The organism is Streptomyces sp. NPDC031554, from assembly GCF_055580685.1.
The window spans coordinates 242,355-267,215 of record NZ_JBVIKX010000002.1; the positions used below are offsets into that span (position 1 = coordinate 242,355).

General features: G+C 74.2%; 15 protein-coding genes and 2 pseudogenes. 10 read left to right on the plus strand and 7 right to left on the minus strand.

The genetic code is table 11. From position 1 onward, the window contains the following. Positions 1–16 precede the first annotated feature (16 nt). On the plus strand, positions 17–1,006 hold the full coding sequence (locus ACZ5FU_RS06510; protein WP_469044914.1) for an aminoglycoside phosphotransferase family protein: 990 nt from the start codon (positions 17–19) through the stop codon (positions 1,004–1,006). 100 nt (positions 1,007–1,106) lie between these two features. Here ACZ5FU_RS06510 and treZ read toward each other — a convergent pair whose 3' ends face one another. Further along, positions 1,107–2,852, minus strand: a complete 1,746-nt coding sequence (gene treZ, locus ACZ5FU_RS06515) for a malto-oligosyltrehalose trehalohydrolase (RefSeq protein WP_468833085.1) — start codon at positions 2,850–2,852, stop codon at positions 1,107–1,109. A gap of 185 nt (positions 2,853–3,037) precedes the next feature. Here treZ and ACZ5FU_RS06520 point away from each other — a divergent pair, with 185 nt between their 5' ends. After that, a complete protein-coding gene (locus tag ACZ5FU_RS06520) occupies positions 3,038–3,589 on the plus strand; it encodes an FHA domain-containing protein (RefSeq protein ID WP_451526923.1) in 552 nt (183 codons plus the stop codon). 383 nt (positions 3,590–3,972) lie between these two features. On the opposite strand, the gene ACZ5FU_RS06525 is transcribed toward ACZ5FU_RS06520, so the two are convergent. After that, positions 3,973–4,668, minus strand: a complete 696-nt coding sequence (locus ACZ5FU_RS06525) for an SDR family NAD(P)-dependent oxidoreductase (protein WP_451526924.1) — start codon at positions 4,666–4,668, stop codon at positions 3,973–3,975. Between the two features lie 102 nt (positions 4,669–4,770). Here ACZ5FU_RS06525 and ACZ5FU_RS06530 point away from each other — a divergent pair, with 102 nt between their 5' ends. From ACZ5FU_RS06530 to ACZ5FU_RS06540, 3 genes and pseudogenes are all read left to right on the plus strand, one after another. Further along, complete coding sequence (locus ACZ5FU_RS06530; RefSeq protein WP_451526925.1) at positions 4,771–5,649, plus strand: helix-turn-helix transcriptional regulator; 879 nt, start codon at positions 4,771–4,773, stop codon at positions 5,647–5,649. 412 nt (positions 5,650–6,061) lie between these two features. After that, positions 6,062–7,411 (plus strand): annotated as a pseudogene (locus tag ACZ5FU_RS06535) (M14 family zinc carboxypeptidase). Continuing rightward, positions 7,408–7,989, plus strand: a complete 582-nt coding sequence (locus tag ACZ5FU_RS06540; protein ID WP_451781787.1) for an SSI family serine proteinase inhibitor — start codon at positions 7,408–7,410, stop codon at positions 7,987–7,989. Before ACZ5FU_RS06535 ends, ACZ5FU_RS06540 begins: the two are co-directional and overlap by 4 nt. 186 nt (positions 7,990–8,175) lie before the next feature. On the opposite strand, the gene ACZ5FU_RS06545 is transcribed toward ACZ5FU_RS06540, so the two are convergent. The 3 genes from ACZ5FU_RS06545 to glgX all read right to left on the minus strand — a co-directional run bounded on the left by ACZ5FU_RS06545 (position 8,176) and on the right by glgX (position 14,274). Continuing rightward, positions 8,176–9,435: a M14 family zinc carboxypeptidase gene (locus ACZ5FU_RS06545; RefSeq protein ID WP_451526928.1), complete on the minus strand. Its 1,260-nt coding sequence runs from the start codon at positions 9,433–9,435 to the stop codon at positions 8,176–8,178. 225 nt (positions 9,436–9,660) lie between these two features. Then, complete coding sequence (gene treY, locus ACZ5FU_RS06550) at positions 9,661–12,051, minus strand: malto-oligosyltrehalose synthase (protein ID WP_468646539.1); 2,391 nt, start codon at positions 12,049–12,051, stop codon at positions 9,661–9,663. 105 nt (positions 12,052–12,156) lie between these two features. Further along, positions 12,157–14,274, minus strand: a complete 2,118-nt coding sequence (glgX, locus tag ACZ5FU_RS06555) for a glycogen debranching protein GlgX (RefSeq protein ID WP_451526930.1) — start codon at positions 14,272–14,274, stop codon at positions 12,157–12,159. A 190-nt stretch (positions 14,275–14,464) separates the two neighbouring features. Here glgX and ACZ5FU_RS06560 point away from each other — a divergent pair, with 190 nt between their 5' ends. From ACZ5FU_RS06560 to ACZ5FU_RS06575, 4 genes are all read left to right on the plus strand, one after another. Further along, a complete protein-coding gene (locus tag ACZ5FU_RS06560; protein WP_451526931.1) occupies positions 14,465–15,319 on the plus strand; it encodes a Tat pathway signal sequence domain protein in 855 nt (284 codons plus the stop codon). 90 nt (positions 15,320–15,409) lie between these two features. Then, positions 15,410–16,753, plus strand: coding sequence for a copper amine oxidase (locus tag ACZ5FU_RS06565; protein WP_451526932.1), 1,344 nt, complete (start codon positions 15,410–15,412; stop codon positions 16,751–16,753). A 72-nt stretch (positions 16,754–16,825) separates the two neighbouring features. Beyond that, on the plus strand, positions 16,826–18,091 hold the full coding sequence (locus ACZ5FU_RS06570; protein ID WP_451526943.1) for an SAV2148 family HEPN domain-containing protein: 1,266 nt from the start codon (positions 16,826–16,828) through the stop codon (positions 18,089–18,091). Between the two features lie 164 nt (positions 18,092–18,255). After that, a complete protein-coding gene (locus ACZ5FU_RS06575; RefSeq protein WP_468646540.1) occupies positions 18,256–18,981 on the plus strand; it encodes an exonuclease domain-containing protein in 726 nt (241 codons plus the stop codon). Between the two features lie 147 nt (positions 18,982–19,128). On the opposite strand, the gene ACZ5FU_RS06580 is transcribed toward ACZ5FU_RS06575, so the two are convergent. Then, the gene (locus ACZ5FU_RS06580; protein ID WP_451526934.1) at positions 19,129–19,983 is read right to left on the minus strand and encodes a phosphotransferase enzyme family protein; all 855 of its coding nucleotides are present in this window, start codon (positions 19,981–19,983) and stop codon (positions 19,129–19,131) included. Between the two features lie 644 nt (positions 19,984–20,627). Between ACZ5FU_RS06580 and mgt the strand changes: the two are divergent. Further along, positions 20,628–21,867: pseudogene (gene mgt / locus ACZ5FU_RS06585) on the plus strand (macrolide-inactivating glycosyltransferase). A 180-nt stretch (positions 21,868–22,047) separates the two neighbouring features. Here mgt and ACZ5FU_RS06590 read toward each other — a convergent pair. Next, the gene (locus ACZ5FU_RS06590; RefSeq protein ID WP_468646541.1) at positions 22,048–24,309 is read right to left on the minus strand and encodes an MMPL family transporter; all 2,262 of its coding nucleotides are present in this window, start codon (positions 24,307–24,309) and stop codon (positions 22,048–22,050) included. Positions 24,310–24,861: the final 552 nt, after the last annotated feature.

Below are 24,861 nucleotides of genomic sequence, written 5' to 3' on the forward strand. Positions count from 1 at the left end.
CGGCTACGGCGCGACCATGACCTCAGCACCCACACCCACCGCGGACACCGTCCGCCGACTGGTCCGGACCCTGCTCGGGGACGCCGGCGACGGCGGCCCGGGCCCCGAGGTGCGGCCCGTCACCGAAGAGCGCGGACACGGCACGGAAGAGGGCGTCCCCGTCACCGGGGAACGCGGGCACGACACCTGGTGGGTCGGCACCCGCCACGTCCTGCGGCTCGCCCCCGATCGTGGGACGACCGTCCGCATGCGCCGTGAACTGCGGCTGCGCGACCTCGTCCGACCGCACGTCCCGGTCACCGTGCCGGCCTCCGTCGCGCACGGCGAGTGGTCGCCCGGCCTCGCCTGCACCCTCGACACCAGGGTGCCCGGCGGCACCGCCGAGGACCACGACGTGTCCGCCGTCGGCGAGGCCGACCTGGCCGCACTGCTCGGCGGACTGCGCGAGGTGCCGGCCCGGCAGGCCGAGGCGATCGGCGTGCCGCGCGTCGCCCCGCGCTCCCTCGAGGCACTGCGCCGCATGGCCGTCGCCGCCGGCGAACGCCTGGCCGCCGCCGACGAGTTCGACCCCGCCCGGCTCCACCAGCTCACCCCGCCCGGCGCGGCCCAGCTCGCCGCACAGCCCGCCACCGCCGTCCTCGTGCACCACGCCCTGCGGGGCGGGCACCTCGTGGTCGGCGCCGACGGCCGGGTGCGCGGCGTCCTCGGCTGGACCGGCGCGGTCGTCGGCGACCCCGCCGAGGACATCGCCGGGCTCGCCCTCGCCGTCGGCTCCGGCGCCGCCGTCCGCGCCGCCACCCTCACCGGGTACGGCGCCCGCGCCTGCCTGCGCGGCCTGTGGCTGGCCCGCTGCGACACCGTCGTCCGCCTCGCCGCACGTCTGGACGGCCACGGCACCGAGCCTCCGGCCCTGCTGCGCACCCGGCTGCGCCGCGCCTGGGAGGCGATCCTGCTGGAACGCGTGACGGAACTCAGGGAGGACGGGGCGGACGGGGCGGACGACTAAGGCGTGTTCCAAAAGCCCCGCCCGCCCTCCGGGCGGACGGAGCCGCTCTGGGGACACGTCCTGGCGGGACCCGCCGGCCCGCGCTCCCGCGTCGTGGCGCTCAGTCCTGTTCCAGGACCACGCAGGACTCCCCGGGCAGGTGCAGCAGCCCGTCCGGGCCCGCCGTCTCCACCGGCTCCCAGGCGGCCAGCACGCGCGCGGGGCGGGTGCCCAGCGGGATCGCCGCCGGCGCCTTGCCGAGGTTCACGGCCACCCGGACGTCCCCGCGGCGGAAGGCCAGCCAGCGGGCCTGCGCGTCGTGGGCGACCTTGAGGTCGGCCAGGTCGGGGTCGGTGAGGTCGGCATGGGCGTGCCGCAGGGCGATCAGCCGGCGGTACCAGGCCAGCACGCGCGCGTGGGGCTCGCGCTCCGGTTCCGACCAGTCCAGGCAGGAGCGGTCCCGGGTCGCCGGGTCCTGCGGGTCCGGCACGTCCTCCTCCGCCCAGCCGTGCTCCGCGAACTCCCGCCGCCTGCCCCGCCGTACGGCCTCCGCGAGCTCGGGGTCGGTGTGGTCGGTGAAGAACTGCCAGGGCGTGCCCGCCGCCCACTCCTCGCCCATGAACAGCATCGGCGTGTACGGGGAGGTCAGCGTCAGCGTCGCCGCGCAGGCCAGCAGGCCGGGGGAGAGGGAGGCCGCGAGCCGGTCGCCCTGCGCGCGGTTGCCCACCTGGTCGTGGGTCTGGGAGTAGCCGAGCAGCCGGTGCGCGGGCAGCCGGGTGCGGTCCAGCGGCCGGCCGTGGGACCGGCCGCGGAAACTGGACCAGGTGCCGTCGTGGAAGAACCCGCCGGTGAGGGTCTTGGTGAGCGCCGCGAACGGATCGCGCCCGAAGTCGGCGTAGTAGCCCTGGGACTCGCCGGTCAGGGCGGTGTGCAGGGCGTGGTGGAAGTCGTCGTTCCACTGCGCGTGCAGCCCCAGGCCGCCCTCCCGGCGGGGTGTGATCAGCCGCGGGTCGTTCAGATCGGACTCGGCGATCAGGAACAGCGGCCGGCCCGTCTCCCCGGCGAGCGCGTCCACCGACTCCGACAGCTCCTCCAGGAACGGGTACGCGCGCGTGTCGGCCAGCGCGTGCACCGCGTCCAGCCGCAGCCCGTCGATCCGGTAGTCGCGCAGCCACGCCAGCGCGCTGCCCAGCAGGAACGCCCGCACCTCGTCCGAGCCGGGCGCGTCCAGATTGACGGCCGAGCCCCACGGGGTGTGGTGCGTGTCGGTGAAGTACGGTCCGAAGGCGGGCAGGTGATTGCCCGACGGGCCCAGGTGGTTGTGCACCACGTCCAGGACCACCCCCAGGCCCAGCTCGTGCGCCCGGTCGACGAACCGCTTCAGCGCCTCGGGACCGCCGTACGGCTCGTGCACCGCCCACAGCGACACCCCCTCGTAACCCCAGCCGTGCCGGCCGGGGAAGGGGCACAGCGGCATCAACTCCACGTGTGTCACACCCAGTTCGACGAGGTGGTCGAGCCGGCCGGCTGCCGCGTCCAGGGTGCCCTCGGGGGTGTACGTGCCCACGTGCAGCTCGTACAGCACCGCACCCGGCAGCGGCCGACCCGGCCACCGCGCCCGCCACGCGTACCGGCCGTGGTCGACGACCGCGCTCAACCCGTCGGGCCCGTCCGGCTGACGGCGCGACCGCGGATCCGGCCGCACGGGGCCGCCGTCCACCGCGAAGCCGTACCGGGTGCCGTCCCGCGCCTCCGCCTCACCGCTCCACCACCCCGGCCGCGCGACGTCGCGCTCCAACGCGCGCGTGACGCCCTCGCACTGGAGCGTCACACGTTCGGCCTGCGGTGCCCACACCTCGAACTGCACGGACGGTTCCCCTTCGTCTGCTCACCGTGATGTAGCCCGACCATCGTGCTCCAAACGGGACCGATCCGCCGCACGAACACTCCCTTCGCGGCAGGTGTCGTGACGGCCCGTCCCGGGCACGCGCGCCGGGCCGCCGTTCTCCCTTTTTCTGGACACCTGACGTCCACTGGCCGACAATCACGAGGGTGACGTCGTCATTCGAGTTCAACACGTACCCCGCGCGCCTGTCCGACGTGGAGCGCGACAGGGCGCTGAAGGTGCTCCGTGACGGTGTCGCCATGGGCCGTCTCTCCCACGACACGTTCGTCCGGCGCATGGAACTGGCGCTCACCGCCCGCCGCCCCGACGAACTGGCGGTCCTCACCGCCGACCTGCCCAGGGAGAACCGCCTCTCGCGCGCCGTCTTCGGCACCGTCGAGGCCGTCTCCGGCTTCACCGTACGGCTGCGCAGGGCCTGGCAGGCCGAGCGGCTGCCCAAGCTGCTGCTGCCGCACCCCGGCACCGAGCGGGCGCTGCGCATCGGCCGCGACCCCGCCAGCGGCCTCCGGCTGACCCATGACAGCGTCTCGCGCGTGCACGCCGAACTCAGCCGCCAGGGCGGCATGTGGATCCTGCGCGACCTCGGTTCGACCAACGGCACGACCGTCAACGGGCGGCGCGTCATCGGCGCCGCCGTGGTCCGCGAGGGCGACCAGATCGCCTTCGGGCGGATGGCGTTCCGCCTCTCGGCGAACTAGGGCGTGTTGCGAAAGTGGCGTCGTCTGCCCGAAGGGCAGACGGGACTTTCGCAACACGCCCTAATGGCCGTCCGGCCGGTCATGTGACGGTCGCCCGGTCGGATCGTCGTGCTCGCCAGGGCGCGCCCGACGGGAGTTGTCGGACACGCCCTGGGGGCGGGGAGAACGCGGTGATCCGTCGGACGCGGAGCGGGACCGGCCGCGGCCGGTCCCGCCGGTGGGCGACGGTCGGTGCGGGCGGTGGCGTGATCACCGGCGGATGATTCGGACGAAACCCGCCACGACGCTCGCCTCCGGCCCCGACCGGCGGCCGGAGCCGACGCGGGGAGGCTCCACCGATCCCGGAGCGGTTCAGCCGGGCACGCCCCGGATCCAGGGGTGGATCACCAGGCCATCTCGCCGTGACGGTCGCGGAAGGTTCCCGTCGGTCCGTCCGCTCCGATGACGGCGAGTCCGACGATCGCGTCGGTCCCCTCGGTCACGGTCTGCGGGCCCCGGTGCCCGTTGAAGTCGGTCGCGGTGTAGCCCGGGTCGGCCGCGTTCACCTTCACGTCCGGCCAGGCCTTCGCGTACTGCGTGGTCAGCATGGTCACGGCAGCCTTCGACGCCGTGTAGAGCGGCGCGAGGTTCCTCGACTCGACGCGCTCCGCGTCGTGGGTGGCCGCGAACGATCCCATCCCGCTGGACACATTGACGATGACCGGGTTCGCGGACGTGCGCAGCAGAGGCAGGAACGCGTGCGTCACCCGGACGATCCCGACGACGTTGACCTCGAACACCTCTCTGGCGTCAGCGGCCGTGATCCGGTCGGCGGGGCTGTGCGTCCCGAAGACGCCCGCGTTGTTGATCAGGACGTCGATGCCGCCCTCGCGGGCACCGACATCGGCGGCGGCCGCGGCCACCGACGCGTCGTCCGTCACATCGATCCGGACGAAACGGGCACCGAGCGCGTCGGCGGCCGCCCGGCCGCGCTCCGGATCACGCGCACCGATGAGGACGGTGTGGCCGGCCTCGATCAAGCGGCGGGCGGTCTCATGTCCGAGGGACTTGTTGGCTCCGGTGATGAAGGTCGTGGTCATGCGTCCACTCTCGGCCCGTGACGAGAGGGCAGCCAGTGCTCTTCGTGACGGTAGGACAGCCAGTACCAGGCACGAAGCGGAACCGGCCGACACAATGGCCGGGTGGACGAGACCCTGGGCACGGCACTGCACCGCTGGCGCGACCGCCTTTCCCCGGCCGACGTCGGACTGACCGCACGGCCCGGACGACGCGCGGTGGGGCTGCGACGCGAGGAACTGGCGGAACTCGCCGGGCTGTCGGTCGACTACGTGGTCCGCCTGGAACAGGGCCGCGCCAGAAGCCCGTCGGCGCAGGTCGTCGCGAGCCTGACCAGGGCACTGCAACTGCAGCCCATGGAGCGCGATCACGCCTACCGGCTGGCCGGCCTCCTGCCTCCCCAGGAGGGAACGATCTCCACGCACGTCCCGGCCGGGATCCAACGGATGCTGGCCCGCCTCGGGGAGTTCCCCGTGGGCGTGTTCAGCGCCGACTGGACCCTGCTGTCCTGGTCCCCCGCGTGGTCGGTGCTGATGGGCGACCCCGGCACACGGACACCCGACGAGCGCAACCTGGCACGAGCGGTCTTCGCCACGGGGCCCGGCCGGCTCGCGTGCTGGCCCGTGCTCCAGGACGACGACGCCCTGCGCCCCGCCCTCGTCGCCGACCTGCGCACCGCCCTCATCGACTACCCCCACGACCGGGGCCTGACCGCCCTCGTCGAGGAACTGCGTTCGACCAGCGCGGAGTTCGCCCGTCTGTGGAACGAGGGCACGGTCGGCCCGCACGTCTCGGCCCGCAAGACCGTGGTGCACCCCCAGGTGGGTGAGGTGATCTGTGACTGCGACGTGCTCACCGTCCCGGGCTGCGACATCCGGCTCGTCGTCTACACGGTGGCCGCGGGTTCCGCCGACGCGGAAAAGCTGGAGTTCCTGCGGGTCGCCGACGGCATCCGCGCCGAGGGCTCCTCGCCTCCGGGCCCCGGACTGTTCTCCACGCCGTGACGATCGGGCCGGCCGGATCCCGTCCGGCGAGCAGGGGCCGGGCCCGTCGGTGAGGACGACCGCTCACGGCTCTCCTCACGGACGGGCGCCCGCGCGGCCGACGCGGTTGCCCGGCGGTGGCCGGCCCGACACCGGCGGGGTGCCTGCGGTGGTCTCGCACTCCGCCGGGTGCGGGCACCTCCGCCGCGCCCGTCAGGTCCCTCCGCCGCAGTCGCCGTCGCGGCGACGAGACCGGCCGGGCGGCTCCCGGCCGGACCGGGCGGACCGGGCGTTCCGCCCCGGCCGGTCGCGGACGGACGCGGCGGATCCGGGCGTCCGGGGCGGTGTTGACGTACCTCCCGTGCCGTGACTGACTGTGCGTACGCCCGGCACCCCCGGTGAACCGAAGGCGCTTCCGACGCGGAGGTGTGTCCTGCCGCCACTCCGGCGCTATCCGACCGCGGACGAACTCGCGGCCCGCGCGGCCGCGCTCGTCGCCCGCCGGCCCCGTGACACCCGGCTGCGCCGCGTCGGTGTCTCACGCGCGGGCACGCCCCTGTGGCTGCTCTCCGTGGGCCACGGCAGCCGGCAGGCCCTGGTCGTCGCCGGGCCGCACGCCAACGAACCCGTGGGCGGTGCCACCGTCCTGCGGCTCGCCGAACGCGTCCTGGTCGACCCCCGGCTCACCGAGGGCGCCGACGCCACCTGGAACCTGCTCCTCTGCCTCGACCCCGACGGCCTGCGCCGCAACGAGGGCTGGCTGTCCGGCCCGTACACCCTCGGCCGCTACTTCCGGCACTTCTTCCGGCCCGCCTTCCTGGAACAGCCCGAGTGGCTGCCCGAGGGGGCACGGGCCGCGGCGCTGCCCGAGACCCGGGCGCTGCTCGGCCTCCAGGACGAGCTGAAACCTTTCTTCCAGAGTTCGCTGCACGGCGTCGACGTCGGCGGCGGCTTCGTCGAACTCACCCGTGACCTGCCCGGACTGCCCCGGCGCGTGGCCCACGCCGCCGCCCGTCTCGGCATCCCCCGCGAACTCGGCCCCTACGACACCCTGTACTGGCCGGAACTGGGACCCGCCGTCTACCGGATCCCGCCGCCGCGCCCGCGCGACCTGGTCGCCGCCATCACCGAGGCCGCCGTCGAGTCGACCTGGTACCACCCGCACCGGCACGGCACCGTCACCGCGGTCGTCGAGGCGCCCATGTGGGGCGTCACCGCCGTCGAGGACGACGCCCCGCCCGCCGACCGCGACACCGCGCTCCGCGAGGTGAGCCGGACCCTGCGCCACGAGATCCGCCTCCTGGAACGCGTCCTCGCGCGCGTGCGGCCCCACCTCCCCGGCACCCCCGGGACCGCCCGCCTGCTCGCCCCGGTCGACGACTACCTCCTCGTCTGCCCCGGCCTCGCCGACGCCTGGGACCCCGACGCCGGCGACCCCGCCCGTCCGCTCCCGCCCCTGAACACCGCCCACCTGGCCGCCCTGCGCATCGCCGGCCGCCGCATCGCCGCGCGCACCGCGGGCCTGCTGCACCAGCTCGTCGCGGGATCCGGGCACGATCCGGCCGGGGCGCTGCCGGAGCTGGACGCGCTCATCGACGCCTAGTGCGCCGACTACCACGACGGTCTCGGGGCCCGCTGGGTCCCCGTCGCCCGCCAGGCGGAGTACCAGACCAGGGTCGTCCTCGCCGCGTTCGAGCTGGCCGCGCGGCCGGCCCGCGCACCCGTACGATCGGGTGAGCCGGACTGGGGAACCGGGGCCGCCGTGCCGATGCACCGGGAATGAAGCACTTCCCCGCACACCGCCTCCTGGGCGCCCTGCCCGTCACGGCCGCCCTCCTCCTCGCCGCCGTCGCCCCGGTCCGGGCGTCGGCGCCCGCCCATGACCTCCCCGGCGACGGGTTCCGGCTCAGCGTGACCACGGGCGACCCCCGCTCCGGTGTCCCCGGCTCCGGCACCGGTTCCGGCGACACCCGCGGCACGCTCCTGCTGTGCGACCCGCCCCGGGGCCACTCCCACGCCGTGGAGGCCTGCGCCGACCTCACGGCGGCGAACGGCGACATCGACGCCGTGGCGCCGCGGAAGGCCGTCTGCACCCTCCTGTACGCGCCCGTGACCGCCCGCGCGAGCGGCAGGTGGCGCGGCCGCCCCGTCGAGTACGCGAAGACCTTCTCCAACACCTGCGTGATGCTCGCGAGGACGGGGGCGGTGTTCGCCCTGGACGACGAGCGGCTCCCCGAACCCGCCGGAGCCCCCGAACCCACCGGATTCCCCGGAACCGCCGGGCTCCCCGGAACCGCCGAGCCCGCCGGCCTCCTCCGACCCGCCGGACTCCCCGGGCCGTCCGTGCCGCCCGGGGTGTGAGGCCGGCCGGGCGGCTCCGGGCACACGCGCGTGGGCGTGCCCGGAGCCGGCCCGGCCCCGCCCGCCCGGCCCCGCCCGCGCGGCTCCCGCCCGCGCGGCTCCCGCCCGCGCGGCTCCCGCCCGCGCGGCTCCCGCCCGCGCGGCTCCCGCCCGCGCGGCTCCCGCCCCCTGGCCGCCACGGCGTCCCTACGGCTGCCGGGGTGCCCCCTCGCGCGCGTGCAGGGCCGCCGCGACGACCGTGCGGGACTGGTGCTCGACCTGGTGCTCCAACGGCACCCAGCGGGCCCGGAACCGCTCGGCGAACACGTCGCTCCACTCCTCGACGAGACGCTCCAGACGGGGCGCCGCCCGGTCGTCGCGCTCCCGCAGCACCCGCCACAGCATCGCCGCCGCCCGCAGCGGCAGCCGGCGCGCGAAGGCGTCCACGCTCCCGACGTACGCCGTCGTGGTGTCGGCCGGGGGCATGCGCTTCCAGTCGGCGGCCAGCCCCGGCGCCAGCTCCAGCGCCCAGCGGGCCGCCCGCAGCAGCGGTCCGCCGACGCCCTCCAGCCGTGGCGAGGCCTCCGCCAGCACCCGCTCCACCTCCCGCGCGTCCCCCAGCAGCCGTCCCGCCAGACGCCGGATCTCCGCCGCGGGATCCGGGTGCGGCGCCGGGTCGTCGACCATGTCGCTCGCCCACATCGGCACCTCCACGACCGCGGTCAGACCGCCGTGACGGTGGGCGTGGTACCAGGTGCTGTGCCGTGCGTCGTCCGGCATGCTCGGGTACGCCGTCCCCACCCCGGGCCCCGGCATCACGTGCACCCCGGGTCCGGAGGCCGGCCAGCCCGCCGCGTCGCAGGCGCCCGTCTCCACGGGGATGTGCGACTGCGCCGCGGACTTGGCGAACGACTCGGCCAGGCCCGGTACGTCCCTCGTCAACTGCACCCAGCTGCCGCCCAGTTCCGTGCCGTGCAGCGTCACCTGGAGGTAGGGCCGCAGCTCGTCGATGACGCCGGTCAGCACGCGGGTCTCGGGCGGCAGCCGGTCCGCCGGCAGCAGCGCCGGGGACCATTCGGGCTGCTCCGGGCCCGCCGGCCGGAAGAAGCCCCGGTGGTAGTCGAACAGGCTGTGCGGCGCGGGCGTCACGTGCAGGCTCGCCCCGTCCGGATCCGCGCACAACAGGAGGTGCCAGGAGGTGCCGTGCCGCAACTCCCTCTCGGACAGGACTCTTTCGGCCAGGGCGAGCAGGGCGGGACCGCCGGCGGGCTCGTTCGCGTGGGCCCCCGCGACGACCAGTACGGCCCGCCGCGCGTGTCCCACCGACAGCAGGTGCAGCGGTCGCCCCGCGCGGGAGAGCCCCACCTTCCGCAGCCTGCACAGCCCAGGTCGGAGCGTGGCCAACGCCCTCGCGGACGAGGTCAGTTCCGACACCGTGGGGTAGCGCGGCTCCGGCAGGAGACTCACCCCCGTCACGTCCGCCCGGCCTTCGCATCCGCAGTACCCCACGGACTCGGTGACCTGTCAAGAACGCGCCACGGGTGCTTCCGGAGGGCGCCCGGCGGCACTCCGCGAGCGGCCCCCGGTGACGGCCCCGGCCCTCGGCGCCCGTCCCGACGTCCGTCGGTCACCTCGGCCTTCGACGGCCGTCCCACCCCCCAAGCGCCGCCCCGGCCGGCCCCGCGCCGCGTCTCACCCCACCCGTTCCAGCAGCGCCACCGGCAGCCGTCCGAACAGTTCCGCCACGCGCGCGTGGCCCGTGAACTCCCGGCCGGGCTCCAGGGCGTGCGCCCACCTGCCCGGAGGGAGCGCCAGCCGGGTGTCCCCCCAGCCGCCCGCCTCCGCCAGGCGCAGGGACAGCCGGGTGACGGCCGTGACGACCCGGCCGGAGCGGGCGAAGGCCAGGCAGTGGTCCGCGGCCGGACCCTCGGCGGGCAGCGGCTCGTACGTCGCCGCCGGGCCGAAGGCGTCCGGGTGGCGGCGGCGCAGCCGCAGCGCCGCCGCCGTCACGGCCTCCTTGGCGCCGGCGCCTTCGACACCGCCGCCCCCGGTGCCGGCCGGCTCGTCGACGGCGCCCGCCGGCGGGAAACGGACGGGGCGCCGGTTGTCGGGGTCGACCAGGGCCAGGTACTCGCCCTCCGTGCCCTGGTAGACGTCCGGCACCCCCGGCATCGTCAGCTGCACCAGCGCCCCGCCCAGCACGTTCGCCCGGACGTGCGGCGCGAGCGCCTCCCGCAGCGCGGCCACCCGCTCACCCGGTTCCCCGCACGGCCCCGCCGTGACGAACGCCGCCACGGCCTCCTCGTACGACGGCTCCTGCTCCGTCCAGCTGGTGTGCACACCCGCCTCGCGCACGTGCTTGAGCAACGCCTCCCGGACCCGCTCCGGGGCGGCCGGCCCGAGCCCGAACACGGTCTGCCAGGCCGCCCACGCCAGCTGCCCGTCCGGCACGCCCTCCTCGGCGGGCGCGACCTTCCCCAGGACCTCCGCCCAGCGCCCCGGGCACTCGGTGAGCACGGCCAGCGCCGCCCGGACGTCGGCGCTGCGCTTGGTGTCGTGCGTGGACAGCACCGTCCCGGTGAGCGGCCAGTCGCGCTGCACGCGCGCGCAGTACGCGTGGAAGGCGGCGGGGGAGACGCCCTGCCGGCCGGGATCGCCGCCGACCTCGTTCGCCGAGAGCAGCGGCACGTACCGGTAGAACGCCGTGTCCTCGACCGACTTGGCCCGCAGCGCGGACGCCGTCTGGGCGAACCGGGTGCGGAACTCCACCGCCGCCGGACCGTCCCCGCCGCCCAGCACCAGGCCGCGCACCACGTCCACCGCGCCCGCCTCCTCGGGCACGACGAAGGCGAGCCGGGCCTCCCCGGCGGCCTCCTCGGTGACGACGGCGGCCGCGTCGCCCGAGGCGTACGGCCGATAGACCTCCATGCGCACCAGCAGCTCCTCCAGCGCGGTGCGCAGCGCCCAGGGCGCCCGGTCGCGCAGCGCCGGGTCCGGCGACTGCGCGCACGCGCGCGTGGCCGCCCGCGTCAGCCGGTCCAGCTCGGTGGCCAGCTCGTGCCGGAGCACCGCGTACGCCGCCCGCCGCACCGTCGCCGCCCAGTCCCCGCCCTGGTCCGGCCGGGGGACCGCGAGGCGCCGGTACAGCTCCAGCAGCTCCCCGGCGCCCGCGGGGTCCGTGAACAGGCCGTCGACGTGGCGCAGGGCGTCGTAGCCGGTGGTGCCCGCGACCGGCCAGGCGTCCGGCAGCCGCTCGCCGGCGGCGAGGATCTTCTCCACCACCGTCCAGCGGCCCCCGCTCGCCGTGTGCAGCCGCGCCAGGTAGGCGTCGGGGTCGGCGAGCCCGTCCGGGTGGTCGACGCGCAGCCCGTCCACCACGCCCTCGTGCAACAACCGGAGGATCTTGCCGTGCGTGGCGTCGAACACCTCCGGGTCCTCCGTCCGCACCCCGATCAGCTCCGAGATGCTGAAGAACCGCCGGTAGTTCAGTTCCGTACGGGCCAGCCGCCACCACGCCGGCCGGTACCACTGGGCGTCGAGCAGCTCGGGCATCGGCAGGTCCGCGGTGCCCTCGCGCAGCGGGAACGCGTGGTCGTGGTAACGCAGGACGTCCCCGTCCACGCGCAGCTCGTCGAGCACCTCGCCCACCGGGGCGCCGAGGACGGGCAGCAGCACCCGGCCGCCCTGGGCCTCCCAGTCGATGTCGAACCAGCGCGCGTACGGCGATCGCGGGCCCTCCCGCAGCACCTCCCACAGGGCGCGGTTGTGCCGCGGGGCCATGGCCATGTGGTTGGGCACGATGTCCACGACCAGTCCGAGCCCGTGCCCGCGCGCCGTGCGGGACAGGGCCCGCAGCCCCTCCTCGCCGCCCAGCTCCGCCCGCACGCGCGTGGGGTCGACCACGTCGTAGCCGTGCGGGGAGCCGGGGACGGCCTCCAGCACGGGCGACAGGTGCAGGTGCGACACGCCGAGCGAGGCCAGGTACGGCACGGCCGCGGCCGCGGCCTCGAACGGGAACCCGGGCTGGAGCTGGAGCCGGTAGGTGGCCGTGGGCATGACGGGGGCAGGGCGCTCAGAGGTCATGCAGACCTACGTACCCGCCCCGCCCCCTTTCGTGTCATACCGATCACCGGGTGTCATCCCGGCCCCGGCCCCGGCCGCGGCCGGGCCCCGGCTCCCGACCCCGGCCTACGCGGGCCGCTGCAGGACGGTCATGCTCCGGTCGACCAGGGTGAGCCGGTCACCCGCCGAGACCTTCACGGGTGCCTCTCCCCGCACGGACTCCGGGTTCGCCGTGTCCACGACCACCTGCCACTGCCGGCCGTGGTCGACCGGCACCACGAACTCCAGGGTCTTCGGGGAGGCGTTGAACATCAGCAGGAAGGAGTCGTCGGTGATCCGTTCCCCGCGCGAGCCCGGCTCGGAGATCGCGTTGCCGTTGAGGAACACCGTCAGCGTCGAGGCCTGCGCGGAGTTCCAGTCCCGCTGGGCCATCTCCTTGCCCTGCGGGGTGAACCACGCGATGTCCGACAGGTCGTCGTGCGTCCCCTCCACGGGCCGCCCGTGGAAGAAGCGGCGGCGGCGGAACACGGGGTGCTCCTTGCGCAGCCGCACGATCGCCCGCGTGAAGTCGAGCATCTCGTCGCCCTCCCCCTCGGGGTCGGGCCACTCCACCCACGACAGCTCGCTGTCCTGGCAGTAGGCGTTGTTGTTGCCGCGCTGGGTGCGCGTCACCTCGTCGCCGTGACTGATCATGGGCACGCCCTGCGACAGCATCAGCGTCGCCATGAAGTTCCGCATCTGCCGGGACCGCAGCTCCAGCACGTCCGGATCGTCGGTGTCGCCCTCGACGCCGCAGTTCCAGGACCGGTTGTGGCTCTCGCCGTCCCGGTTGTCCTCGCCGTTGGCCTCGTTGTGCTTGTCGTTGTACGACACCAGGTCGTGCAGCGTGAACCCGTCGTGGCAGGTCACGAAGTTGATCGAGGCCAGCGGCCGGCGCCCGTCGTCCTGGTACAGGTCGGAGGAGCCGGTCAGCCGGGAGGCGAACTCGGCGAGCGTGCGCTGCTCGCCCCGCCACACGTCCCGCACGGTGTCGCGGTACTTGCCGTTCCACTCGGTCCACAGCGGCGGGAAGTTCCCCACCTGGTAGCCGCCCTCGCCCACGTCCCACGGCTCGGCGATCAGCTTCACCTGGGAGACGACCGGGTCCTGCTGCACCAGGTCGAAGAACGACGACAGCCGGTCCACCTCGTGGAACTGGCGCGCCAGGGTCGCCGCGAGGTCGAAGCGGAACCCGTCCACGTGCATCTCCAGGACCCAGTACCGCAGCGAGTCCATGATCAGCTGGAGCACGTGCGGGGACCGCATGAGCAGGGAGTTCCCGGTCCCCGTGGTGTCCATGTAGTACCGCGGGTCGTCCGCCAGCCGGTAGTACTGCGCGTTGTCGATGCCCCGGAAGGACAGCGTCGGGCCCAGGTGGTTGCCCTCGGCGGTGTGGTTGTAGACCACGTCGAGGATCACCTCGATGCCCGCCTCGTGCAGCGCCCGCACCGCCGACTTGAACTCCAGGACCTGCTGCCCCCGGTCGCCCCAGGAGGCGTACGCGTTGTGCGGGGCGAAGAAGCCGATCGTGTTGTAGCCCCAGTAGTTGTTGAGGCCCATGTCGACCAGGCGGTGGTCGTTGACGAACTGGTGCACGGGCATCAGTTCCAGCGCCGTGACGCCCAGCTCGGTGAGGTGCTCGATGATCGCCGGGTGCGCCAGGGCGGCGTAGGTGCCGCGCAGCTCCTCCGGCAGCCCCGGATGGAGCATCGTGAGGCCCTTGACGTGCGCCTCGTAGATCACCGTGTGGTGATACTCCGTGCGGGGGCGCCGGTCGTCGCCCCAGTCGAAGTAGGGGTTGACCACCACCGACGTCATCGTGTGGGGCGCCGAGTCGAGGTCGTTGCGCCGGTCGGGGGCCCCGAAGTGGTAGCCGTACACCTCCTCGCCCCACCGCACCGAACCGCTGATCGCCTTCGCGTACGGGTCGAGCAGCAGTTTCGCCGAGTTGCAGCGCGCCCCGCGCTCGGGCGCGTACGGCCCGTGCATCCGGAAGCCGTAGCGCTGCCCCGGCATGATGCCCGGCACGTACGCGTGCCGGACGAAGGCGTCGCTCTCGCGAAGTTCCACCGCCGTCTCCGAGCCGTCGTCGTGCAGCAGACACAGCTCTACTCGGTCCGCGGCCTCCGTGAAGACCGCGAAGTTCGTACCGGCGCCGTCGTACGTGGCGCCGAGGGGATATGCCTCTCCAGGCCAGACCTGCATGGACACGACTCTTCCAGGTGTGCTGCTCCGCCGGGACCGCCTTCGTACCGAGTCTCCAGGAAAGTCGGGGAACCACCTGTGACTTACGTCCCTCTTACCGGGCGACCAGTGCATACGCCCCATTCGGCGTACGCCGAACCAGTGGGGCCTACAACGTACTCCCGGGGCACAGGGGGAGTAGGGGGAAGATGTGCGCACGACAGTGCGCCGCCACCTGGGCAAGGTGGTGGCAGGCGCGGCCGTCGCGGTGGCCGCGACAGCAGCGATGATCGCGATCACCCTGCCGGGCACGGCGGGGGCGGAAGGAACCGGAGGGGGATCGGCCGGCCGGGCGGCGGCCGGCGGACAGGGCACCGTGCAGGACGGTGCCGGACAGCAGGGCGGCGCCGGACAGCAGGGCGGATCCGCGGCGGTGGCGCCCGGGGTCGTCGAGCAGGCGCCCGCCGAGGGCGAGCGCGGCACCGGGCGCGACCCGCTGACCGACGACGAGATCGCCCGCGTCGAGCGCATCGCGCTCAACCGGCAGCTGCTCGACGCGAGCCGGGACGTCGACGGCGGCCGCGGCCCGCAGCACCTCGGCGTGGACCTCGCCGAACCCGAGGCGGACGAGATCGACGACCCCTCGGCGCCCCGCCGCGCCGAGGTGACGTTCTACGACTACGAGGACGACACGCTCGTCACCAGGACCGTCAACCTGGACACCGGCAAGGTCGAGGCCACCGACAGCGGGCGGGGCGTCCAGCCGCCGCTCAGCCGCGCCGAGAACACCGAGGCGGCCGCGCTGCTGATCGCCGACCCGCTCGGCGCGGGCCTGCGCGCCGACTACCGGGACGCCACCGGCAGGAAGCTCACCTCACCGGAGCAGCTGCAGCTCTCCAGCATGGTGTACCGCGCGGTGCCGGGCGCCCAGCCCGCCGCCTTCGACCGGTGCGGGATCCATCGCTGCGCCCGGCTGCTGCTGAAGGTGAAGAACGGCCCCTGGATCGACACCCGGTCCCTGGTGATCGACCTCAGCACCCGCAAGGTGGCCGCGCTCACCCGCTGAGCGCCCCCTTCCGTCCGTTTTCCGACCACACCTCCCGCGCGGGCCCGCTTCACGCCCCCGGGAGGGTGACGTACAGGGAGTCATGTCCGCATGCGCCTGAATCACCCGAACGGCGGTCACCGGCCGCCCCTGGCCGGCCGCGCCCGCAGGACCGCGGCCCTCGGTCTGTCCGTGGCCGCACTGGCCGCCGGAGTGTCCGCGACCGGCACCGCCCCGGCCGCCGCCCGGCCGAAGGCCGCCCCCGCGGCCGCCGCCGACTGCAGCGCCGCCTACCGCATCCAGCAGAAGCTCTCGGGCGGCACGACCTGGAGCATGTGCTGGCGCTTCGAGTCCAAGTCCGGGCTCGTCCTGGAGAAGATCTCCTACCAGCCGCGCGGCGAGACCCGCCCGATCCGGGTCCTCAACAGCGCCAAACTCGCCCAGATCCACGTGCCGTACGACGACGGCTCCAACGAGTACAACGACATCACCGACTACAACTTCGGCTCGGGCCTGGTCAACATGAGCCCCGCCGAGTGCCCCGGCGGCACCATCAAGACGGTGAAGGTCCCCGACGCCTACAACTCCCAGAACCCCAACGTGAAGGGCCTGTGCACCACCACGCGGGCCCGCGGCCACGCCTACCGGATGCAGACCGACTCCGGGAAGGTCTACCAGGCGCAGGGCAAGGACCTGCTCGTCTACACCGTCAACAAGGTGAGCTGGTACGAGTACATCACCGAGTGGCGCTTCTCCGACGACGGCACCGTCTCCATGAACGTCGGCGCCACCGGCAGCCTCTCGCCCTTCGACTACGACGCGGGCGACGGCCGCGGCTGGCCGATAGGCAAGGGCGCCAGGTCCTACGCCACCAGCCACAACCACAACGTGTTCTGGCGGCTCGACTTCGGCCTCGACGGATCGAAGAACAAGGTCGAGCAGTACGACTCGGTGGTCAAGCCGCCCGCCGGCGGCGCCCAGGCCCCCACCAACAAGACCACCCGCACCGCCGTCACCAAGGAACTCGCGGGCGACGCCAAGAACATGCGCTGGTGGCGCGTGGTCAGCACCACCGGCAAGAACAAGGACGGCCACCCGCGGTCGTACGAGATCGTCCCCGGCGTCAGCAGCAAGTACCCGGGCCGCGCCTTCACCCGGCACGACGTCTACTTCACGCAGTACGACAAGTGTGAGCGGTACGCCAACAACAACGTCCGACTGTGTCCTTCCGGACATCCCACGACCGTCGACAAGTGGGTCAACGGGCAGGCCCTCACCCACCCCGTGGCCTGGGTGAACGTCGGCTTCCACCACGTCGCGCGGGATGAGGACCAGCAGCCCATGCCGGTGCACTGGCAGGGATTCTCCATCGCCCCCAGGGACGTCACCGCTATGAGCCCGCTCACTCCGCCCGCCCTCACCGGTGAGAACGGCCGCCCGCGCGCCGGAAGTTGAGAAACGACCCTGCCCATCCGGCTGCACCGCCGACCGCTACCGGAGTACCCTTCCTTGATCGTTGGGACGGGGATGCTCGGGGGAGCGGAAGGCGGTGCGCGGGTGGGCTCGGGAGGGCTGGAGCTGCCCCCTGGTGACGATGGTCACGAGGGGGGCTCCACAGAGGTCCCGACCGGCACGGTGTCCCTGGCCCGGCCGATGGAGGGCGCCATCGGACCGGAGCTGGACTGGGACACCGATGCCTGGCGCGAGGTGCGCACCCGCGCCCGACGGGCCGGCCGGGCCTACATCTGGCTGAACCTCGTCGAACAGCGGCTGCGCGCCGTGGTGGCCGCCGTGCTGCGGCCCGTCTACGAACCCGTCCACGGCGACGAATGGGTGGTCGCCGCGGCCGGCCCCGCGGGCCAGGAGTGGGTGCAGCGCGCCGTCGCCGTCCGTGAAGTCAGCCGCCGCAAGGGCTACTTGCTCGACCCGGCCGACGACAACGTCATCTCCTTCCTCACCCTGCCGCAGCTGCGCGAACTGATGGTGCAGCACTGGCCCTGCTTCGAGCCGTACTTCGACGACCGCCGGGACGTCGAACTCGCCCTGGACGAGCTGGAGGTGACCCGCAACGTCGTCTCCCGCAACCGGGCGCTGTCCGAGGCCGTGCTGGGCCAGGCCGAACGCGCCTCCGCGCGCCTGCTGGAGATGCTCGGCACCGGCGGCGACGTCCCCTCCGCACGCCGGCTGCCCGTGGACGCCGTCGAGGACCTCGTCGGCGACCGGTACGCGGACGTGGTCGCCGTCCACTCCGACCGGGTGCGGCTGCTGCGCCGGTTCCCCGCCGAGGACATCTTCGACGGGGCCCGCCGGCTCGACGCGATCGGCATCGGCCTCAACCTGCTCGTGCAGAACTTCTCCGGCCGGCGCCTCGTCCGGCTGGCCGAGGCGGGCGCCCGGGCGCGGCTGCTGTTCCTCAACCCGGCCTCCAGCGCGGTGAAGCGCCGTGAGCGCGAACTCGGCATGAAACGGGGCGAACTGAGCCGGTCCGTGGAGATGAACATCCTGCACATGCGCCGGGTCCGCTCCCGGCTGCGCGACCCCGGGGCCTTCCAGATCCAGGTCTACGACGAGACGCCCCGCTTCACCGCCTACCTGGTCGACGGCGACGGCACCGACGGGGTCGCGGTCGTCCAGTCCTACCTGCGGCGCATGCGCGGCATGGAGGCGCCGGTGCTGGTGCTGCGCAACGGCAGCCGGGTGGTCAGGTCGGGCGAGGCCGACGAGGGCGGACTCTTCTCCGCCTACCGGGAGGAGTTCGAGCTGGCCTGGGCGGACTCGCGGCCGGTGTCCTGACCGTTCGCGGAGGTCTGCGGCAATTGTTCCGGCCGCCGGCCGGAATTCCGCGGCACTTGTCCGTGATGTTCCGCCGATAAGCGGAACGCGCTCCTCTGGTTGTCAGTGGCGCGTGCGAAGGTGGAGACCACTGGGGGAAAGCACCACCGAGAAGGGGGGCCGTCATGGCCTGGCACCGCGAGCTGCTCATCGGCTTCGACCTGGAGACGACGGGGACCGACCCGCGCGAGGCGCGCATCGTCACGGGCGCCGTGATCGAGGTCAGGGACGGGCAGGTCGTCGAGGCCCGGGAATGGCTGGCCGACCCGGGCGTGGAGATCCCGGCGGAGGCGGTGGCGGTCCACGGCATCAGCAATGAACGGGCGAACTCCGAGGGCCGCCCGGCCGCCGAGGTCGCGGACGCCATCGCCGGCGTCCTCACCTCCCACTGGCGCGCCGGCGTCCCCGTCGTCGCCTACAACGCGGCCTTCGACCTGACCCTGCTCTCCGCCGAACTGCGCAGACACGGCCTGCCCTCCCTGCGCGACCGCCTGGGCGGCCTCGACCCCGCCCCGGTCGTCGACCCCTACACCGTCGACCGCCGGGTCGACCGCTACCGCCGCGGCAAGCGCAACCTCGAAGCGGTCTGCGCCGAGTACGACGTCACCCTCGACGCGGCGCACGACGCCCGCGCCGACGCCCTCGCCGCCGCCCGCCTGGCCCGCGCGATAGCCGAGCGCCACCCCGAGGTCGCCGCCCTCGGCCCGGCGGAGCTGCACCGCCGCCAGATCGAGTGGTACGCGGCCTGGGCGGCGGACTTCCAGGACTTCCTGCGCCGCAAGGGCGACGCGGACGCCGTCATCGACGGGGTCTGGCCGGTGCGGGAGCCGGTGGACAGCCGCACCGCCTGATCCCGGCCCACGGCCGCCGGACGGCACCGGGCGGGCGCCGGACGGCACCGGGGACGGCCGTGTCCGGTGTACCGGGGTCTGCCGGGCGAGGAGGCGTACCGGATCCTGCCCGGGCGAGGAGGCGCACCCGGGACGTCCGGGCGCGGCTCAGAAGGGGTACCAGCGCACCGACTCGTCCCCGTCCCGCAGCGACGCCACCCGGCGCCGGAACTCGGCCAGCGCCTTGGGGTTGGCCGGCGCGTGCTGGGCCACCCAGGCGCAGCTCGCCGTCTCCCGGGCGCCCCGCAGCACCGCACAGCCCTCCCACTCCCGCACGTCCCAGCCGTAGGCGGCGGTGAAGGAGTCGTAGGCCTCGGCGGGCAGGCCGTAGCGGTCGCGGGAGAGGGCCAGGACGACCAGATCGTGCTCGCGCAGGTCGGTGGAGAAGGTCTCCAGATCGACCAGGACCGGCCCGTCCGGGCCGACGTGCACGTTGCGGGGGAGCGCGTCGCCGTGGATCGGGCCGGGCGGCAGCTGCGGTGCGAGCGCGGCGGCGGCCGTCGCGAAGCCGTCCCGCCGCTCGCGCAGGTAGGCCGCGTCCGCCGGGTCGACCGCGTCGCCGGCCAGCCGCAGCCAGCGCTCCACACCGGCCAGCAGGTCGCGCGGCGGCAGCGCGAAGGAGGGGGAGGGCAGCGCGTGCACGAGGCGCAGGAGTCCGGCCAGGTCCCGGGGCTCGGCGGGCCGCAGGGGGTCCGGCAGCCGGTGCCACACCGTCACCGGGTGTCCCTCGACCAGCAGGGGCTCCGCCCCGGCCGCCCGCACCGCGGGGACGCCCGCGTCCGCCAGCCAGGCCGCGACCTCCAGCTCGCGCCGGGCCCGCGCCAGCAGCTCGGTGTCCCGGCCGACCTTCACCACCAGGTCACCGGTGACGAACACCGCGTTCTCGCCCAGGGCGAGCAGCCGCGCCTCTCCGGCCGGCAGCCCCGCCGCGGCCAGTACGTCCCTCGCGCGCGCCTCGTCCATCGTCCGCCTCCCTGCCGTGACCGTCTGCTCCTGCCGGGACGGCGCCGGGAACCGGCCGTCCGGCGCACAGTCTCGCATTCGCACAGGTCGGACCCTGTGCGCAGTACCCCGACGGGGCACCCCTGCCGCCCGGCCGCAGCGGGGCCCGCCCCGCACAGCCCCACGCCACCGGACGCCGCCCGCCGGCACGAGGGCGTCCGCGGATCGGACGCCGTCCACGGGGCGTGACCGGGCCGCCGGTGCTCACCGACCGGACGCCGTCCACCGGCGAGGCCGTCGCGGACCGGGTGCCGCGCCACCGGGTGTGACGGGGGTCGCCGGCGCGACGGCACTCGCGGAGCGGGCGCTGGGCCACGGGGCGCGACCGGACCGCCGGCACCGCCCTCGCCGACCGGGTGCCGCGCCACCGGGCGCGACGGGGCTGCCGGTACGACGGGACTACCGGGCGCGACGGGGCTACCGGTACGACGGGGGTACCGGTACGACGGCGGACGGCGCTCGCGGGCCGGATGCCGTGCCGCCGCCGGACGCGACCGTGCCGCCCGCGAGGCCCCCGCCCACCTGTTCCCCGTGACGCGGGGAAGGGTGACCCGCTGCCGGATCTGCCGGATCTGCCGGATCTGCCGGAACCGGCGTCGCGTCTTATTGCGTTGCACGAGACGTCTCGTCTCGTCTACCGTCGATCACATGACCGCACCCGCGCACATCGCCATGTTCTCCATCGCCGCCCACGGCCATGTGAACCCCAGCCTGGAGGTGATCCGCGAACTCGTCGCACGCGGGCACCGGGTCACCTACGCCGTCCCGCCCGCCCTCGCCGACAAGGTCGCCGCGACCGGCGCCGAGGTGAAGCCCTGGCACTCCACCCTGCCCTCGCCCGACGCCGACCCGTCGGCCTGGGGTTCCACCCTCCTCGACCACGTGGAGCCCTTCCTCGCCGACGCCGTCCAGGCACTGCCCCAGCTGGCCGGGGCGTACGAGGGCGACGAGCCCGACCTCGTCCTGCACGACATCGCCTCCTACCCGGCCCGCGTCCTCGCCCACCGCTGGGGCGTGCCCGCGATCTCCCTGTCGCCGACCCTCGTCGCCTGGGAGGGCTACGAGCAGGAGGTCGCCGAGCCGATGTGGGCCGAGCCCAGGAGGACCGCACGCGGACAGGCCTACTACGCCCGCTTCCACGCCTGGCTGGAGGAGAACGGGATCACCGCCCACCCCGACGACTTCACCGGCCGGCCCGCCCGCTCCCTGGTGCTCATCCCGAAGGCGCTCCAGCCGAACGCCGACCGGGTCGACGAGAGCGTGTACACCTTCGTCGGCGCCTGCCAGGGCGACCGCGGTGCGGAGGGCGACTGGGCCCGGCCGTCCGGCGCGGAGAAGGTCGTGCTCGTCTCCCTGGGCTCCGCCTTCACCAAGCGGCCGGACTTCTACCGCGCCTGCGTCGAGGCCTTCGTCGGCCTGCCCGGCTGGCACGTCGTGCTCCAGATCGGCAGGCACGTCGACCCCGCCGAGCTGGGCGAGGTCCCCGCGAACGTCGACGTGCGTTCCTGGGTGCCGCAGTTGGCCGTGCTGCGACAGGCCGACCTGTTCGTCACCCACGCCGGCGCCGGGGGCAGCCAGGAGGGGATGGCTACGGCGACGCCGATGATCGCCGTACCGCAGGCCGCGGACCAGTTCGGCAACGCGGACGTGCTCCAGGCGCTCGGGGTGGCCCGTCACGTCCCCGCCGAGGAGGCCACCGCCGAAACGCTGCGTGCCGCCGCCCTGGCCCTGGTCGACGACCCCGAGGTGGCCCGGCGCCTGGAGGGGATCCGGGCCGGCATGGCCGAGGAGGGCGGCACCCGGCGGGCGGCCGACCTCGTCGAGGCCGCGCTGCGCGCCCGGTAGCCGCCTCCGCGCCTCCGCGCCTTCGCGCCCCGGCGGACACGGGTGAGGGCCCGCCGACTCCCCGGTGGTCGGCGGGCCCTCGGTCCGGAAGAGCCCCGGAGCCCTGGTTCCGGAGATCCAGGGCTCCGGGCGTCCAGGGCTCCGGGCGTCCGGAGGCGTGCGGGTCGGTGGGTCAGCGGGTCACACCCGTACCGGCTCGCCCTCGTCGTCCCTGGTCGTCGGCCCGACACCTCCGACGGCCTCGGCCGACTCGTCGTGCGTCAGGTCGGGCAGCCGGTGCAGCCAGGTCGGCAGGTACCAGTTGCGCTCGCCGAGCAGCGCCATCACCGCCGGGAGCAGCACGCCCCGGATCACCGTCGCGTCGATCAGGACCGCGGCGGCCAGGCCCACGCCCATCTGCTTCATGGACTGCATGGACAGCGTGCCGAAGATCGCGAAGACGGCGACCATGATGACGGCGGCGCTGGTGACGACCCCGGCCGTGGTGACGACACCGTGGGTGATGGCCTCCCGCGTGGTCCGGCCCCGCAGCCGCGCTTCGCGGATCCGCGAGACCACGAACACGTGGTAGTCCATCGACAGGCCGAACAGGATCACGAAGAGGAACAGCGGCAGCCAGGTGACGATGGCGCCGACACCCTCCGCGCCCACCAGGGACGCGCCCCAGCCGTGCTGGAAGACCCCCACGAGGATGCCGTAGGCGGCGCCCACGGAGAGCAGGTTGAGCACGATCGAGGTGATCGCGATCGTCAGCGAACGGAACGAGAGCAGCATCAGGGCGAAGGCGAAGACGACGACGAACGCGAACACCGGGATGACGGCTCCGGCCAGCTGGTCGTTGAAGTCCTTGGACCCGGCCACCTGACCGGTGATCGGCGCCTGGAGGCCCTCCACCTTCCCGAGCGTCGCGGGCCGTACGTCGTCGCGCAGCTTGTCCAGGCTCACGCCCGCCTTGTCCAGGTCGGATCCGCCGACCAGCGGGACGTATACGAAGGCGATGTTCTGCGCGTCGTGCAGCTTGATCTCGACGGGGCCGCGGGAGGCGCCCGAACTGATCGCCCGCTCGCGGAAGTCGGCGAGCGCCGACTTCACCTCGGGTGCGTTGATGTCCTTCGCGTGGACGACCACCTCGGCCGGGTCGGAGCCGCCGGGGAAGGCCTCGTTGACCCGGTTGTAGGTGCCCACGACGGGCAGCGAGTCGCCGAACTCCTGGTCCAGGGTGAGGTTCTGGGTCTTCATGCCGAGCGCGGGGGCCGCGACGGCCAGCAGCGCGCCGGCCGCGACGACCACGGAGACCAGGGGCCGGGCGAGGACGCCCTTGAGGACGGCCGACCAGAACCGGCTCTCGCCACCGCCCTTGCGGTTGCGGGCGCGGCGCCGCAGGAAGGGGATGCGGCCCTTCTCGACCCGCTCGCCCAGCAGCGACAGGAGCGCGGGCAGCACGGTCACGGAGCCGACCATCGCCACGGCCACCACCATCAGCGAGGCCAGACCCATCGCCTCGAACTCGGCGAGTCCGGTGAACAGCATGCCCGCCATCGCCACGCACACGGTGACGCCGGAGACGATGATCGCCCGGCCACTGGTCGCGGCGGCGATCCGCAGCGCGGTCTGCGCGTCCCGGCCCGCCTCGCGCTCCTCGCGCTCACGGCGCAGGTAGAACAGGCAGTAGTCGACGCCGACGGCCAGACCGACCAGCAGCATCACGGAGTTGGCGGTGTCGCTCATCGGCATGACGTGGCTGACGACGCCCATCAGGCCCATCGTCGCCATGATCGCGGTGACCGCGAGCAGCACCGGGAGCAGGGCGGCCACCAGGGCGCCGAACGCGATGAGCAGGATGCCGAGGGCCACCGGCACCGCGGAGTACTCGGCCTTCTGGAAGTCGTCGCCGAACGCGTCGTCGAACGTCTTCATCATGCTGGCGCCGCCGATCTCCTCGATCCGCAGCGCCCCGTGGTCCTTCTGCACGCCCTCGACGGCCTTCAGGACCGGCTCGATCCGCTCGCCGGCGGTGTCGGAGTCGCCGCGCACGTCGAACTGCACCAGCGCGCTGCGGCCGTCCTTCGAGATCGTCCGCGAGTCGTACGGCGAGGTGACCTCGGTGACCTCGCCGGTGCCCTCGACGGCCGTGACGACCGCCTCGACGGCCGCGCGGAACTCGGCGTCGGTGGACTTCAGCCCGGCGTCCCGGGCCTGGACGAGGACCGTCTCGCTCGCGGGCTCCTCGATCCCGGCGTCCTCGATGATCTTGGCGGCGGTGTGCGTCTCCCCCTTGAGCTGGTCGCTGTCCTTGACGTCGACCCGGCCGGCCACCGAGCCCAGCGCCATGGCCAGGAACACGAACAGCACCCAGATCCCGACGGCCGTCCAGCGGTGCCGGGCGCTCCAGCCGCCGGCCCGCGCGGCGATGCCCCGCACCCGTGAATCTCCGTTCCCCATGACGGGCTTTCCCCCTCGAGGTGCGGTGGCAGCCCCCTGCCGCCACCTCTCCCTTCGAAGGTAGGGGACGCATAAAGCCATCTCGTCGTGCTGTTCGACGAGGTGCCGGCCGCCCGGCTCCTCCCCTCGGACCCCGCCGTCTCACCGCTGGGGAGGACAGCGGCCCCCTACATCTATCGCCGGGTCTCGGGGACGATGATCAGGGTCCGCCGTGCCCTCCGGCGCGCGGGCCCGTCCCCGTACCGGATTGCGCGACCTTGTCGAACAGGTCACAGGTGCGTGAAGCGGTTGCCCCGCCCCCGGTCGATCGGCGAAAGTTCTGCCCGGCCCCGTTCCGCGGACCGGGCCGGCCGGCCTTCGTGCCCACCCCCACGGGGCACGAAGGCCGCCTGGGGCCTCTCCTTCGGATCAGACCGGGCTCGCGGGCCCCGGCACCGCACCCCGCCGCGTCGTCGTCGGTCGCCGGGGCTCCGCCCCGACTTCCTCCTCCGCCTCGCGAGGCAGGGCACCGGACCCCGCTCCCTGATCCGGCCCGATCCGGCCCGATCCGAA

What these genes read in the sequence shown, in the direction of transcription:
- ACZ5FU_RS06510 (WP_469044914.1), top strand. Translation starts at nt 17, where the DNA reads ATGACCTCAGCACCCACACCCACCGCGGACACCGTCCGCCGACTGGTC.
- ACZ5FU_RS06575 (WP_468646540.1), top strand. Translation starts at nt 18,256, where the DNA reads ATGGCCTGGCACCGCGAGCTGCTCATCGGCTTCGACCTGGAGACGACG.
- ACZ5FU_RS06570 (WP_451526943.1), top strand. Translation starts at nt 16,826, where the DNA reads ATGCTCGGGGGAGCGGAAGGCGGTGCGCGGGTGGGCTCGGGAGGGCTG.
- ACZ5FU_RS06540 (WP_451781787.1), top strand. Translation starts at nt 7,408, where the DNA reads ATGAAGCACTTCCCCGCACACCGCCTCCTGGGCGCCCTGCCCGTCACG.
- ACZ5FU_RS06565 (WP_451526932.1), top strand. Translation starts at nt 15,410, where the DNA reads ATGCGCCTGAATCACCCGAACGGCGGTCACCGGCCGCCCCTGGCCGGC.
- glgX (WP_451526930.1), bottom strand. Translation starts at nt 14,274, where the DNA reads ATGCAGGTCTGGCCTGGAGAGGCATATCCCCTCGGCGCCACGTACGAC.
- ACZ5FU_RS06580 (WP_451526934.1), bottom strand. Translation starts at nt 19,983, where the DNA reads ATGGACGAGGCGCGCGCGAGGGACGTACTGGCCGCGGCGGGGCTGCCG.
- ACZ5FU_RS06590 (WP_468646541.1), bottom strand. Translation starts at nt 24,309, where the DNA reads ATGGGGAACGGAGATTCACGGGTGCGGGGCATCGCCGCGCGGGCCGGC.
- ACZ5FU_RS06525 (WP_451526924.1), bottom strand. Translation starts at nt 4,668, where the DNA reads ATGACCACGACCTTCATCACCGGAGCCAACAAGTCCCTCGGACATGAG.
- treY (WP_468646539.1), bottom strand. Translation starts at nt 12,051, where the DNA reads ATGACCTCTGAGCGCCCTGCCCCCGTCATGCCCACGGCCACCTACCGG.